The 13,192-nt window shown below is 65.9% G+C and carries 15 protein-coding genes; 11 read left to right on the top strand and 4 right to left on the bottom strand.

Annotated features, from left to right (window positions below; genetic code table 11):
• Positions 1-78: 78 nt before the first annotated feature.
• Positions 79-1,458 (bottom strand): methyl-accepting chemotaxis protein, encoded by a 1,380-nt coding sequence (locus RH90_RS03210; protein ID WP_010183847.1) that lies wholly within the window; start codon positions 1,456-1,458, stop codon positions 79-81.
• A gap of 52 nt (positions 1,459-1,510) precedes the next feature.
• The gene (locus RH90_RS03215; protein ID WP_010183848.1) at positions 1,511-2,854 is read right to left on the bottom strand and encodes a methyl-accepting chemotaxis protein; all 1,344 of its coding nucleotides are present in this window, start codon (positions 2,852-2,854) and stop codon (positions 1,511-1,513) included.
• 248 nt (positions 2,855-3,102) lie between these two features.
• On the opposite strand from RH90_RS03215, the gene sdhC reads away from it, so the two are divergent.
• The 4 genes from sdhC to RH90_RS03235 are packed head-to-tail and all read left to right on the top strand — an operon-like array spanning position 3,103 to position 6,236.
• A complete protein-coding gene (gene sdhC, locus RH90_RS24200; protein ID WP_029624997.1) occupies positions 3,103-3,513 on the top strand; it encodes a succinate dehydrogenase, cytochrome b556 subunit in 411 nt (136 codons plus the stop codon).
• A 1-nt stretch (position 3,514) separates the two neighbouring features.
• Positions 3,515-3,925, top strand: coding sequence for a succinate dehydrogenase, hydrophobic membrane anchor protein (gene sdhD, locus RH90_RS03225; protein ID WP_010183850.1), 411 nt, complete (start codon positions 3,515-3,517; stop codon positions 3,923-3,925).
• On the top strand, positions 3,918-5,720 hold the full coding sequence (sdhA, locus tag RH90_RS03230; protein WP_010183851.1) for a succinate dehydrogenase flavoprotein subunit: 1,803 nt from the start codon (positions 3,918-3,920) through the stop codon (positions 5,718-5,720). Before sdhD ends, sdhA begins: the two co-directional genes overlap by 8 nt.
• A gap of 24 nt (positions 5,721-5,744) precedes the next feature.
• Positions 5,745-6,236, top strand: a complete 492-nt coding sequence (locus tag RH90_RS03235) for a hypothetical protein (protein WP_010183852.1) — start codon at positions 5,745-5,747, stop codon at positions 6,234-6,236.
• 16 nt (positions 6,237-6,252) lie between these two features.
• On the opposite strand, the gene RH90_RS23310 is transcribed toward RH90_RS03235, so the two are convergent.
• Positions 6,253-6,486, bottom strand: a complete 234-nt coding sequence (locus tag RH90_RS23310) for a hypothetical protein (RefSeq protein WP_157134510.1) — start codon at positions 6,484-6,486, stop codon at positions 6,253-6,255.
• A 264-nt stretch (positions 6,487-6,750) separates the two neighbouring features.
• Between RH90_RS23310 and RH90_RS03240 the strand changes: the two genes are divergently transcribed.
• Positions 6,751-7,311, top strand: coding sequence for a ClpP family protease (locus RH90_RS03240; protein WP_010183854.1), 561 nt, complete (start codon positions 6,751-6,753; stop codon positions 7,309-7,311).
• Between the two features lie 49 nt (positions 7,312-7,360).
• Here RH90_RS03240 and RH90_RS03245 read toward each other — a convergent pair whose 3' ends face one another.
• A complete protein-coding gene (locus RH90_RS03245) occupies positions 7,361-8,098 on the bottom strand; it encodes an SDR family NAD(P)-dependent oxidoreductase (RefSeq protein WP_010183855.1) in 738 nt (245 codons plus the stop codon).
• A gap of 92 nt (positions 8,099-8,190) precedes the next feature.
• Here RH90_RS03245 and RH90_RS03250 point away from each other — a divergent pair, with 92 nt between their 5' ends.
• The 6 genes from RH90_RS03250 (at position 8,191) to sucD (ending at position 13,122) form a co-directional block, all read left to right on the top strand.
• On the top strand, positions 8,191-8,538 hold the full coding sequence (locus RH90_RS03250; protein WP_010183856.1) for an ArsR/SmtB family transcription factor: 348 nt from the start codon (positions 8,191-8,193) through the stop codon (positions 8,536-8,538).
• 77 nt (positions 8,539-8,615) lie between these two features.
• Positions 8,616-9,401 (top strand): succinate dehydrogenase iron-sulfur subunit, encoded by a 786-nt coding sequence (locus tag RH90_RS03255; RefSeq protein WP_010183857.1) that lies wholly within the window; start codon positions 8,616-8,618, stop codon positions 9,399-9,401.
• 148 nt (positions 9,402-9,549) lie between these two features.
• Positions 9,550-10,659: a cell division protein ZapE gene (zapE, locus tag RH90_RS03260; RefSeq protein ID WP_010183858.1), complete on the top strand. Its 1,110-nt coding sequence runs from the start codon at positions 9,550-9,552 to the stop codon at positions 10,657-10,659.
• Positions 10,660-10,864: 205 nt separating this feature from the next.
• Positions 10,865-11,827 (top strand): malate dehydrogenase, encoded by a 963-nt coding sequence (gene mdh / locus RH90_RS03265; protein ID WP_010183860.1) that lies wholly within the window; start codon positions 10,865-10,867, stop codon positions 11,825-11,827.
• A gap of 57 nt (positions 11,828-11,884) precedes the next feature.
• Entirely contained in the window at positions 11,885-12,181 is a 297-nt protein-coding gene (locus RH90_RS03270) for a GIY-YIG nuclease family protein (RefSeq protein ID WP_010183862.1), read from the top strand.
• 56 nt (positions 12,182-12,237) lie between these two features.
• The gene (gene sucD / locus RH90_RS03275) at positions 12,238-13,122 is read left to right on the top strand and encodes a succinate--CoA ligase subunit alpha (protein WP_010183864.1); all 885 of its coding nucleotides are present in this window, start codon (positions 12,238-12,240) and stop codon (positions 13,120-13,122) included.
• Positions 13,123-13,192: the final 70 nt, after the last annotated feature.

A 13,192-nucleotide genomic window follows, 5' to 3' on the forward strand; every position in this document is an offset into this window, starting at 1 on the left:
CCTAGGGAGAGGGCTGCCGCCGCCGCGGGCCGACCCACCCCCGGCCCCTCCCTTCCAGGGAGGGGAGAGTAGGGGGGATCAGGCCGCGACGCTCGCCGAGAAGGTGTCGGCGGCGCCTTTCAACTCGCCCAGCCGATCATCGACATCGCCGAAATCGCGTTCGAGCGTGTCGATCTCGCCCGCGACCCGCTCGGTGCCCGCCCGGATCGCGGTGATCGTGCCCGACATCGAATCGGCGGCGAGCGCGGTCTCGTCGACCGCGGCGGTGATCGCGGTGACGGTCCGCGCCTGCGCCTGCATCGCATAGCGGATGCGCTCGGCGCTTTCGCTGACCTCGGCGACGGTCGTCTTGATCGACGCGTTGGTCTCGACCGTAGAACGCGTCGCCGACTGGATCGCGGCGATCTTGGCAGCGATGTCGTCGGTCGCGCGCGCGGTCTGGTTCGCGAGGCTCTTGACCTCTTGCGCGACGACCGCGAACCCGCGCCCCGCATCGCCGGCGCGCGCCGCCTCGATCGTCGCGTTGAGCGCGAGCAGATTGGTCTGTCCGGCAATGTCGCGGATCAGCCCGAGAATCGATTCGATCGACTTGGCGTGATCGCTGAGCGTCTCCGACATGCTGACCGCGGTGCTTGCCTGGGTCGAGGCGCGCGTGGCGACCTCCGCGGCGACCTCGACCTCGCTGCGGGCGTCTTCGATCGCGCGGATCAGGCCGGCGGCGGTCTGCGCCGCCTCGCGCATCGCCATCGCCGACTGTTCGGCGGCGGCGGCGACCTCGCTGGTCTGGCCGAGCATCCCGCGCGCCGCGCGCGACGCGCCTTGTGCCTGGATGCGGATGCGGTTGCCGAGCGCGGCGGTGCCCTCGATCGAGGTGGCGATCGTCGCGCTGAAATCGGCCGAGCGGCTGCGCCGTTCCGCGCGGGCGCGTTCGGCGTCGTGCGCGCCGAGATACGACGCCATCACATCGGCCTCGACCAGGCCGAGCCGCTGGATGCAATCGGCGAGCGCGACCAGCCGTGACGACCCGCTGCCGAGCTTCGCCTCGAGCGCGATCAGCGTGCGGCTATGCGCAAAGCTCAGCGACGAGAGCAGCGCCTGCAACGGTACGCCCGCCCTTTGCGAAGCGGCGGCATGGCGCGTCGCCAGCTCCATCCAGCCATTTTCGAAGGGAGCGGCGTATTTGACGCGGGTATAGCGCGCGCTGTTCTGGACGCGCGCCGCCAGATAGTCGGCGGTGAAATGCGCCCGGATGTGCGCGGTCACCGGTAGCGACAGGTAATGCTCCCAGAAGGCGCGCGAAATCTCGGCCTCGTGCCCGGCGATCGCCTGGGTGATCTCCGCGGCGCACGCGCTTATGCTGCCATCCCAGTCATAATCGGCCACGCGGGCGGCGGCCGAGCGGTCTTCGCCGCTCCAGCCACCCGGGATCGCGCTCATCGGCGCGTCAATTCCGGCCATCTCAGATCCTCGTTCCTATCATGCCGCAGCCGCATCGGGCCGCGGCTTTATCTTATGCAGCGACCTTGGCGACGAAGTCGCTGGCGCGGGTCTTCAACGTACCGAGCTTGTGGTCGAGCGAATCGAACCCGCGCCCGACGCTGTCGATCTCGGAGGCGACCGATTCGGTGTCCTCGCGGATCGCGGTGATCGTGTTCGACATCGAATCGGCGGCGAGCGCGGTCTCGTCGACCGCGGCGGTGATCGCGGTGACGGTGTGCGCCTGCGCCTCCATCGCATAGCGGATGCGGTTGGCGCTTTCCTGCACCTCGGCGACGGTCGATTTGATCGAGGCGTTGGTGGCGACGGTCGAGCGCGTTGCCGACTGGATCGCGGCGATCTTGGCGGCGATGTCGTCGGTCGCGCGCGCGGTCTGGTTGGCGAGCGATTTCACTTCCTGCGCGACGACCGCGAAACCGCGGCCCGAATCGCCTGCACGCGCGGCCTCGATCGTCGCGTTGAGCGCGAGCAGATTGGTCTGGCCCGCGATGTCGCGGATCAGCCCGAGGATCGATTCGATCGACTTGGCGTGATCGCTGAGCGTCTCCGACATGCCGACCGCGGTGCTCGCCTGGGTCGAGGCGCGCGTCGCGATCTCGGCGGCGGCTTCGACTTCGGTCCGCGCATCCTCGATCGCGCGGATCAGCCCGGCGGCGGTCTGTGCGGCTTCGCGCATCGCCATCGCCGATTGCTCGGCAGCGGCCGCGACTTCGCTCGTCTTGCCGAGCATGCCGCGCGCAGACGTCGAGGTGCGGACCGACTGGCCGCGCAGCACTTCGGATTCCTGCGTCGCTTCCTCGACCGTGGCGGCGATGCGCTCGCGGAATTCGGTCGCAAGGCGATCGCGCTCGCCCTGCGCGCTGTTGAGGCGGAAGGCGTTGTAGATCTCGACCGTGATCTCGGCCTCGAGCCCGGTCAGGCGCATCACCGTATCGATGAATACCGGGAGTCGCGGGTCGTCGGGCTTCATCCGCTTGAACAGGATGTCGAGCGCGGCACGGTCGCTCGCGCAGGTCATCGACAGCAATGCCATCGTCGAGACGCCCGAGGCGTATCCCGACGCGACCGAACGCTCCATCGATTCGATCCAGGCGCGGCCCGACACGTCGCAGAAGCGATGGCGCAGATAGGCCACACCGAGGTCGATCATCTTGGCTTCCTCGTGAGGCTGCCAGCTTTTCTCGCCCGGACTGGCACGGCGCCACTGCGCCCAGAAGGCGATCGCGATCTCCGCCGCATCGGCTTCGAGCACGGTCCACACCTCGCGCGCGGCGGCTTCCAGCGTATTGTCGAAATCGAAGGCGCGCAGGCGCGCCCGGATATCGATGGTCGCGGCGACCGTCCCTGGGGCAGGCAATGCAGTGGCGTTCAAGGCGAAGCTCCGAATCTGCCGCGACCAAGGGGCTACACTACGGGCCGGCGGTAGCTGGGAGGCTTAACGCCATTTGGTTAACGCCCGGTAAGTCCTCGCTAAGCGCTGGGTCGAACCCTGGGGCAAAGTGCCCAGCTGCAATCGCCGCGGCTGCGTGCCATGCCAGAAACCTTGCATCGCAGCGCTTGCCGACTAAGAGAGCGGCAACCCAATATGACGAGGACGTTCTAGCCTTGGCCAGCCCAACCCCCCGCGCCCGACCGCTCAGCCCGCATTTGTCGATCTGGAAACCGGGTCCGCACATGGTGGTCTCGATCCTCCACCGCATCACCGGCGACGGCATGGCGACCGTCGGCACGGTCGTGCTCGTGTGGTGGCTCGCCGCGATCGCGGCGGGACGCGAGAGCTACCAGACCTTCACCCACGTGTTCGGCGAGTTCGCCGGCGGCGCGCTCGGCTATCTGTTCGCGGTCGGCATGACGCTGTGCTTCTTCCAGCATATGGCCAGCGGCATCCGCCACTTCTTCCTCGATGCCGGCGCGGGCTATGAGCTCAAGGTCAACCGTACCGGCTCGATCGCGACGATGGTCTTCTCGGTGGCGGCGACTTTGCTCGTCTGGGCCTATATCGTGGGGGTCAAGTAAGATGGGTAACGGAACCGAACTCGGCCGCGTCCGCGGTCTCGGCAGCGCCAAGGAAGGCGCGCATCATTGGTGGGCGCAGCGCGTCACCGCCGGCTCGAACCTGTTCCTGACGCTGTGGTTCTTCGTCGCGCTCGTCCGCCTGCCGGCCTATGATTACGACACCGTCCACACCTGGCTCGGCTCGCCCTGGGCGGCGATCCCGCTGGTGCTGCTCGTCCTGTCGGTCTTCTATCATTTCCGGCTCGGACTGCAGGTGCTGATCGAGGATTATCAGCACGGCACCAGCCGCGTCGCGCTGATGCTGCTGCTCAACTTCTTCACCTTCGGTAGCGGCGCGATCGCCTTGTTCGCGATCCTCAAGGTCGCCTTCACCGTCACCACCCCCCTAATTGGCGGAGCGCCGCATGCCTGAGGCCTATAAGATCATCGACCATACCTACGACGCCGTCGTCGTGGGTGCCGGCGGGTCCGGCTTGCGCGCGACGATGGGCATCGCCGAGACGGGCCTGAAGACCGCGTGCATCACCAAGGTGTTCCCGACGCGCTCGCACACCGTCGCGGCACAGGGCGGCATCGCCGCCTCGCTCGGCAACAATTCGCCCGACCATTGGACGTGGCACATGTACGACACCGTCAAGGGGTCGGACTGGCTCGGCGACCAGGACGCGATCGAATACATGGTGCGCGAGGCGCCGGCGGCGGTCTACGAGCTCGAGCATGCCGGCGTGCCGTTCAGCCGCAACGACGACGGCACGATCTACCAGCGCCCGTTCGGCGGCCATATGCAGAACATGGGCGAGGGGCCTCCGGTCCAGCGCACCGCCGCTGCCGCCGACCGCACCGGCCACGCCATGCTCCACGCGCTCTACCAGCAGAGCCTGAAGTATGACGCCGATTTCTACATCGAATATTTCGCGCTCGACTTGATCATGGAGAACGGCGTCTGCCGCGGCGTGATCGCGCTGTGCATGGACGACGGTTCGATCCACCGCTTCCGTTCGCACAATGTCGTGCTCGCGACCGGCGGTTACGGCCGCTGCTATTTCTCGGCGACCTCGGCGCACACCTGCACCGGCGACGGCAATGCGATGGTGCTGCGCGCCGGGCTCCCGCTGCAGGACATGGAGTTCGTCCAGTTCCACCCGACCGGCATCTATGGTGCTGGCGTGCTCATCACCGAGGGCGCGCGCGGCGAGGGCGGCTACCTCACCAACTCCGAGGGCGAGCGCTTCATGGAGCGTTACGCCCCGTCGGCCAAGGACCTGGCGTCGCGCGACGTCGTGTCGCGCTCGATGGCGCTCGAAATGCGCGAGGGCCGCGGCGTCGGGAAGAATGGCGACCATATCTGGCTCCATCTCGACCATATCGACCCCAAGGTGCTCGCCGAGCGCCTGCCGGGCATCACCGAGACCGGCAAGATCTTCGCCGGCGTCGACCTGACGCGCCAGCCGCTGCCGGTCACGCCGACCGTCCATTACAACATGGGCGGCATCCCGACCAACTATCACGGCGAGGTCGTCCATCTGAAGGACGGCAACCCCGATGCGGTCGTCCCCGGCCTGTTCGCCGTCGGTGAAGCGGCGTGCGTCTCGGTCCACGGCGCGAACCGTCTCGGCTCGAACTCGCTGATCGATCTCGTCGTGTTCGGCCGCGCGACGGGCCTGCGGATCAAGGACACGTTGAAGCCCAGCACGCCGCACACGCCGCTGCCCAAGGGTTCGGAAGAGCTCGCGCTCGGCCGCCTCGACAAGTTCCGCAATGCGACCGGCAGCATCCCGACCGCGCAGATCCGCCTCGAGATGCAGCGCACGATGCAGAAGAATTGCGCGGTGTTCCGCGACAACGAACTGCTGACCGAAGGCGTCGAGCGGATCAAGGCGACCTATGCCAAGCTCGCGGACGTCGCGGTCAAGGATCGCTCGCTGATCTGGAACACCGATCTGGTCGAGACGCTCGAACTGGACAATCTGCTCGCCCAGGCGATGGTGACGATGCAATCGGCCGCCAACCGCAAGGAATCGCGCGGCGCGCACGTCAACGAGGATCACCCCGATCGCGACGACGCCAATTGGATGAAGCACACCACCGCGACCTTCACCGGTTGGGGCGGCACGGGCGGCAAGGTCGAGATCGGCTATCGCCCGGTCCACGACTATACGCTCACCGAAGAGGCCGAGTATATCAAGCCAAAGAAGCGGGTATACTGACCGAGCAATACCGGGGGGCGCGCAGTGGACACGATTCGGTACGACTACCAACCGAAAACGCTGCCCTTCGCGCTCCCCGCCGCCTTCTGCGCTGGCGGGGCGGTCCTGATGGCGAAGTTCGCGCTCGATAACGACCGCGGGATGATCATCGATGGCCTGATCCGGCTCGACCGCGGCGCGGCTACGGTGTTTCTCTGGGGTGTGGCCGGCGTTTTTGTCGTGGGTCTGGCCATCGCCGTGGCAGCGCTTGCACGGTCGTTCGCCCCGGCTCGGCAAGTGGTCCTCGACCGGCATGCCATTTCTGCGCCGAAGAACGGGTTAAGCCGTCCCATCGAGACCGTCCGTTATGTCGAGATTAGCGGTCTGCGGCTGACGCAGATCCGGTCGCATCGCTTTCTCGAACTCCGGCACCCGGGTGGCAAGCTCACCATCGCCTGCTCAATGCTGCCGAGTGAATATGATTTCGATACGCTGGTGGATACGGTGCGGGCACGCTGTCGGGCCCGTGGTCGATAGCGGAATAACGGGCGCGTCACGGAATCGGCGGGGTGACCCGCTGCGCCCTGGCCCAATCGATCAGGTGATCGATATCCTCGCCGGCATCGAACATCTGGTCGAATTCGGCAGCGGTCGTCGGCCATTTCTTCGCCGGGTCGCGCACGACGGGCTGAGCCGATTCGGCTATGCTTGCGCTGGCAGAGGGCGATTTCTGACTAGTGGCGTCGGTCGATCGTGCCGACGACAAGGTCTCGCGCTTCTCGGTCATAGTCCACCCCTTCCAAAGCGGTGAGATCTTCATCGCTCCATCGTGCCCGGGCCTCGAAAAGATCGAGTCCATGCTTTATCGCGATCGCGTTGGTCATCGCGGGATCGATTGCGACCATGCGCAATACCATAGCCGATTTTCAGCGTCTGTTCTATGCGTGACGCGCCGTTGGTCTGGCAACCTCGCGGATCGGCCGGGGTCGGGTCGTTCGACTAAATTCCCGTTCGTCCGGAACCAGCCAGCGCCTCACCGGTTAGCGCGGGCATGACAGCCACCCGCTATCCCTTGCTCGCCAATCCGCACATTCGCCTGTCGGGTCCGGTCGACCAGCTGATGTACACCAATTTCCGTCAGCAGCTCGAAAACTGTCCGGCCGAAGGCACGATCGTCATCGCGCTGACGACACTCGGCGGCGATCCCGAGGTCGCGCGGACGATGGCCGACGATATCCGCCTGCTCGAGGAGCATGACGGGCGCGAGATCCTGTTCCTCGGCAAGGTCGCGGTCTATTCGGCGGGCGCGACCTTCATGGCGGCGTTTCCGGTCGGGCGCAGGTTCCTGACGCGGCATACGCGGCTGATGATCCACGAGCGCAAGATCTCGAAGGAACTCAATCTCGACGGCCCGCTGCGAATGGTCGTCGCATCGATCAAGGCGGCGCTGCACGAAGTCGAGCATTCGATCGAGATCGAGGAGGAGGGCTTCCGCGCGATCGTCAAGGACAGTCGGGTCGATTTCGAGGAGCTGCGCGAAAAGGCGCCGGCCAATTGGTATATCGAGGCCGAGCAGGCCCGCAACTTGGGGCTCGTGCTCGACGTCATTTGATCCTTCGGACCGAGACGCGGCGCGGGGCGATGCCCACGCCGCGCCCTGCTCAGATCGAAAAGCCGCCGTCGATGTCGATCGCGGCACCGGTGATGAACGATGCCTCGTCGCTCGCCAGGAACGCGGCGAGCGCCGCCACCTCCTCGGAACGGCCATAGCGCCCGAGTGCGATCGGCGGGGTGAGCACGGCTGCGAAGGCGCCGTCGGCTGGGTTGAGATCGGTGTCGATCGGCCCTGGTTGGATCACATTGACCAGGATGCCGCGTGCGCCGAGATCGCGTGCCCAGCCGCGCACCAGCGCCGCGACCGCCGCCTTGGTCGCGCCATAGATCGCGCCGCCGGGGATCGGCATGCTGTGCGCGTTGACACTGCCGATCACGATGATCCGCCCGCCATCGGCGATAAGCGAGGCCGCCGCTGCGGTCCCAGCGAAGACGCCGCCGACATTGACATCGAACTGGCGCGTGAAGGCGTCCGCGGGATCGGTCTCGATCGAGCTGAATTCAGCGATGCCCGCGTTGTGGACGAGGATGTCGAGCCCACCAAGGGCATCGGCGGCGGCGTGAATCGCGGCGCGCTGCGCGGCGGCATCGCCGCTGTCGGCCTTGATCGCCTGGCCCTTGCGACCGGTCGCGGTGATCGCGGCGACCGTCCGGTCGGCAGCTTCCTGATTGCCTGCGAAGGTGATGACGACATCGGCGCCATCTTCGGCGAAACGTTTCGCGATCGCCGCGCCGATGCCGCGCGAGCCGCCGGTGACGATCGCTTTCTTGCCCGTGAGATCCATGCTGTTCGCTCCTGTGCCCGCGATCACGGCGTGTGCGCTGTCGGCTGCGCCAGATCTGGGGACGGTTTGCAACGGTTCAATGATTCCGAACTATGAAATCGACGGAATGTGCCTATCTGGGGTTAGTGGCAAGTTTCGTGCATCCCAACCTCGACGACGTCAGCCTGGCGGTGGCGCTTCACGCGCTTTCCGACCCGGCGCGGCTGGCGATGATCGTAGCGCTCGATGCGGCTGGCGCGCTCAACTGTACCGCGACCGTTCCATGCGGCGCGATCCCCAAGAGCACGCTGTCCAACCATCTGCGGATCCTGCGCGGCGCCGGGCTGGTCGAGACGCGCTCGGCCGGGCGCGAGATGCACAACACGCTGCGGCGCGCCGATTTCGAGCGCCGCTTCCCCGGGTTGCTCGATGCGATCCTCGCCAATCGCCCACCGCCGTGAGCCATAGCGGGGTTGCGCTGCCCCCGCAAAAGGCATAGCCGCAGCGCAACACGCGATCTGCCAAAGGACCCGAGGGCATGGCCGAATTCTCTCTCCCCGCCAATTCCAAGATCAAGAAGAACGGCACGGTCCACAAAGCCGCGCCCGAGGCGACTCGCGTCAAAAATTTCAAGATCTATCGCTACGATCCCGATGCCGGCGAGAACCCGCATTACGACACGTTCGAAGTCGATCTTGATTCGTGCGGGCCGATGGTGCTCGACGCGCTGATCAAGATGAAGTCCGAGCAGGATTCGTCGCTCACCTTCCGTCGTTCGTGCCGCGAGGGGATTTGCGGGTCGTGCTCGATGAACATCGACGGCACCAACACGCTCGCGTGCACCAAGGCGATCGAAGACGTGAAGGGCGAAGTGCGCATCACGCCGCTGCCGCACATGGAAGTGATCAAGGATCTCGTCCCCGACTTCACGCACTTCTATGCGCAGTACAGCTCGATCAAGCCGTGGCTGCAGACCGTGACGCCGCCGCCCTCGGGCAAGGAACGGCTCCAGTCGCCCGCCGAGCGCGAGAAGCTCGACGGGCTGTACGAGTGCATCCTCTGCGCCTGCTGCTCGACGGCATGCCCGAGCTACTGGTGGAATTCGGACAAGTTCCTGGGTCCTGCGATCCTGTTGCAGGCGTATCGCTGGCTCGCCGACAGCCGCGACGAGATGACCGGCGAGCGTTTGGACGAGCTCGAGGATCCGTTCCGCCTGTATCGCTGCCACACGATCATGAACTGCGCGAACGTCTGCCCCAAGGGGCTCAACCCCGCCAAGGCGATCGCCGAGATCAAGAAGATGGAAGTCGAACGCGTCGTTTGATGTATCTCCCTCTCCCCGCGTGCGGGGAGAGGGTCGGGGAGAGGGGGCGTGCCGCGAACGCGGCGCTCCGTAATGCCGCACAGCCCCTCTCCCGCGCTTCGGCTGCGCCTCGCTTGCCCTCTCCCCGCAAGCGGGGAGAGGGAAAAGAATGACCGATATCCTTAAACGCTACGCCGCCCTCCTCGCGAGCGGCGAGCTCAGGCCAGACCCGGAACAGGCCGCCGCCGCCCAACGCCTCGCCGATCTCGCAACCGCCCTCCAAGCCACCCCCAAGCGCGGCTCCACGCTCTGGCGCGTGCTCGGCCGCAAGCCCGAGCCGCCACGCGGTCTCTACATCTGGGGCGGTGTGGGCCGCGGCAAGTCGATGCTGATGGACCTGTTCTTCGACTCGCTCGACATCCGTCGCAAGCGCCGCGTCCATTTCGCCGAATTCATGCTCGAAGTGCACCAGCGCCTCGCCGCCGAGCGTGCCAAGGAGCTGGGCGACCCGATCCCGCCACTCGCCAAGGCCTTTGCCGAGGAGGTCCGGCTGCTCGCGTTCGACGAGATGATGGTCACCAACAGCCCTGACGCAATGATCCTATCGCGGCTGTTCACGCATCTGCTCGACGAAGGCGTGACGGTCGTCACCACCTCGAATCGCCCGCCCGCCGACCTCTACAAGAACGGGCTCAACCGCGAGCATTTCCTGCCGTTCATCGCGCTGATCGAGGCGAAGCTCGACATCATCACGCTCAACGGCCCGACCGATTACCGCCGCGACCGGCTCGGGCAGGTCGACACCTGGCTCGTCCCCAACGGCCCGCAGGCGACCGCCACGCTGTCGGGCGATTTCTTCCGCCTCACCGATTTCCCGGTCGAGGACCGCGCGCACGTGCCGTCCGAGGAGATGATCGTGCAAGGCCGTACGCTCCACGTCCCCAAGGCGATCAAGGGCGTCGCGGTGTTCAGCTTCAGGCGGTTGTGCGGCGAGGCGAGGGGGGCTGCCGACTATCTCGCGATCGCCCGGCGCTTCCACACCGTGATCCTCGTCGGCATTCCCAAGCTCGGTCCCGAGATGCGCAACGAGGCGGCGCGCTTCGTCGCTTTGATCGATGCGCTCTACGAGCATAAGGTCAAACTGCTCGCGGCCGCCGATGCCGAGCCGGCGCACCTCTATGAGGCCGGTGATGGCCGCTTCGAGTTCGAACGCACGATCAGCCGCCTCGAAGAAATGCGCTCGGAAGAGTATCTTGCGCAGGGGCATGGCACGGACTGAGCGTCGTGGCGTTCTGCTCGTGTGCAGCGAGATGTTGCTCCTAATTGCACTTGCGAATTACTCGCAATATCGGTTGTTAACACCCTTGCCTTTACGGTTGCCCCGCGGCGCAAACCGGCCTAAGCCGCGCGCCATCTGCCCCGCCGCGCGTCCGCGGCCCCAATCACAACGCCCCGCATGTGGGCGATAGTCGGAAGGATCCCAGATGGCTCGCAAGAAGATCGCGCTGATCGGCGCCGGTAACATCGGTGGCACGCTCGCGCACCTCGCGGCGCTCAAGGGTCTGGGCGACGTCGTGCTGTTCGACGTGGTCGACGGCGTGCCGCAGGGCAAGGCGCTCGATCTCAGCCAGTGCTCGCCGGTCGAGGGCTTCGACGCCAAGGTCACCGGCACCGACGATTACAAGGACATCGCCGGCGCCGACGTGATCATCGTCACCGCCGGCGTCGCGCGCAAGCCCGGCATGAGCCGCGACGATCTGCTCGGCATCAACCTCAAGGTCATGAAGGCCGTCGGCGAGGGCATCGCCGCCAACGCGCCCGACGCGTTCGTCATCTGCATCACCAACCCGCTCGACGCGATGGTGTGGGCGCTGCGCGAATTCTCGGGGCTGCCGCATCGCATGGTGGTCGGCATGGCCGGCGTGCTCGATTCGGCGCGCTTCAGCCACTTCCTCGCCGAGGAATTCGAGGTCTCGGTCAAGGACGTCACCAGCTTCGTGCTCGGCGGCCATGGCGACACGATGGTTCCGGTCATCCAGTACTCGACCGTCTCGGGCATCCCGGTCCCCGATCTGATCAAGATGGGCCGTTCGACCCAGGAAAAGATCGACGCGATCGTCAAGCGCACGCGCGGCGGCGGCGGCGAGATCGTCGCCCTGCTCAAGACCGGCTCGGCCTATTATGCGCCCGCCACCAGCGGCATCGCGATGGCCGAAGCCTATCTCTACGACCAGAAGCGCGTCCTGCCGGCGGCGGCGCACCTCACCGGCCAGTACGGCATCGACAATCTCTATGTCGGCGTGCCGGTGGTGATCGGTGCGGGCGGCGTCGAGCAGATCGTCGAGATCGCACTCGACGACGAAGCCAAGGGCAACCTCTCGGTCTCGGTCGACGCGGTCAAGGAACTGCTGGTCGCGTGCAAGGCGATCGACGGCAGCTTGAACTAAGGACTACATCACCCTGTTCCCCGGCGAAGGCCGGGGTCCAGTCGCGGAACGCCTGCAATGGACAAGCCCGGCTTCGTCTACATTATGGCAAGCGGTCGGAACGGGACGATCTATCTCGGCGTGACCAGCGACCTGCTGAAGCGGGCCTGGGAACATCGAAACGGGGTCGTCGCAGGGTTTACGAAGAAGTACGGATGCAATCGGCTGGTTTGGTACGAAGCATACGACGGAATCGAAGAAGCGCGGCAGCGCGAGCTGCGGATGAAGGAGTGGAAGCGAGCTTGGAAGGTGAAGCAGATCGAAGGGCTCAATCCCGATTGGGATGATCTGTTCGACACGCTGACGCCAAACTGAGAGGCCTTCACAACTGGACCCCGGCCTTCGCCGGGGAACAAGAGGAAAAGAGACGCATGAGCATTCTCGTCGACAAGAACACCAAAGTCATCACCCAGGGCATGACCGGTGAGACCGGCAGCTTCCACACCAAGGCGGCGCTCGAATACGGCACGCAGATGGTTGGCGGCGTGACGCCCGGCAAGGGCGGCACCACCCACCTCGATCTGCCGGTGTACGACACCGTCGCCGAGGCCGTCGCCAAGACCGGCGCGACCGCATCCGTCATCTACGTTCCGCCCCCCTTCGCGGCCGATTCGATCCTTGAGGCGATCGACGCGCAGGTTCCGCTGATCGTCACGATCACGGAAGGGATTCCCGTGCTCGACATGGTCCGCGTCAAGCGCGCTCTGTCGGGCTCCAAGTCGCGCCTGATCGGCCCGAACTGCCCCGGTGTCCTCACCCCCGGCGAGTGCAAGATCGGCATCATGCCCGGCAGCATCTTCCGCAAGGGGTCTGTCGGCGTTGTCAGCCGTTCAGGCACGCTCACCTATGAGGCGGTGTTCCAGACCTCGAACGCAGGCCTTGGTCAGACGACCGCGGTCGGCATCGGTGGCGATCCGGTCAACGGCACGAACTTCATCGACGTGCTCGAGCTGTTCCTCGCCGACGACGAGACCAAGTCGATCATCATGATCGGCGAAATCGGCGGTTCGGCCGAAGAGGAAGCCGCGCAGTTCCTGCGTGATGAAGCCAAGCGCGGTCGCTCGAAGCCGATGGCCGGCTTCATCGCGGGCCGCACGGCGCCTCCGGGTCGTCGCATGGGCCATGCCGGTGCGATCGTCTCGGGCGGCCAGGGCGGCGCCGAGGACAAGATCGCGGCGATGGAAGCTGCGGGTATCCGCGTTGCGGATTCGCCGAGCGAACTGGGCACGACCTTGCTGGCAGTGCTGAACGGTTGAACGACAAATCCTTCTCCCTGTGGGAGAAGGTGGCCCGTCAGGGCCGGATGAGGGCAGGCTAGCAGATTGG

This window comes from Sphingomonas sp. PAMC 26605 (assembly GCF_000241485.1).
Taxonomy (GTDB): Bacteria; Pseudomonadota; Alphaproteobacteria; order Sphingomonadales; family Sphingomonadaceae; genus Sphingomonas.

Coding starts and splice junctions, on each gene's coding strand:
- RH90_RS03210 (WP_010183847.1), bottom strand. CDS start 1,458: ATGGCCGGAATTGACGCGCCGATGAGCGCGATCCCGGGTGGCTGGAGC.
- sdhD (WP_010183850.1), top strand. CDS start 3,515: ATGGGTAACGGAACCGAACTCGGCCGCGTCCGCGGTCTCGGCAGCGCC.
- sdhA (WP_010183851.1), top strand. CDS start 3,918: ATGCCTGAGGCCTATAAGATCATCGACCATACCTACGACGCCGTCGTC.
- RH90_RS23310 (WP_157134510.1), bottom strand. CDS start 6,486: ATGACCGAGAAGCGCGAGACCTTGTCGTCGGCACGATCGACCGACGCC.
- RH90_RS03240 (WP_010183854.1), top strand. CDS start 6,751: ATGACAGCCACCCGCTATCCCTTGCTCGCCAATCCGCACATTCGCCTG.
- RH90_RS03245 (WP_010183855.1), bottom strand. CDS start 8,098: ATGGATCTCACGGGCAAGAAAGCGATCGTCACCGGCGGCTCGCGCGGC.
- RH90_RS03250 (WP_010183856.1), top strand. CDS start 8,191: ATGAAATCGACGGAATGTGCCTATCTGGGGTTAGTGGCAAGTTTCGTG.
- RH90_RS03255 (WP_010183857.1), top strand. CDS start 8,616: ATGGCCGAATTCTCTCTCCCCGCCAATTCCAAGATCAAGAAGAACGGC.
- zapE (WP_010183858.1), top strand. CDS start 9,550: ATGACCGATATCCTTAAACGCTACGCCGCCCTCCTCGCGAGCGGCGAG.
- mdh (WP_010183860.1), top strand. CDS start 10,865: ATGGCTCGCAAGAAGATCGCGCTGATCGGCGCCGGTAACATCGGTGGC.
- RH90_RS03270 (WP_010183862.1), top strand. CDS start 11,885: ATGGACAAGCCCGGCTTCGTCTACATTATGGCAAGCGGTCGGAACGGG.
- sucD (WP_010183864.1), top strand. CDS start 12,238: ATGAGCATTCTCGTCGACAAGAACACCAAAGTCATCACCCAGGGCATG.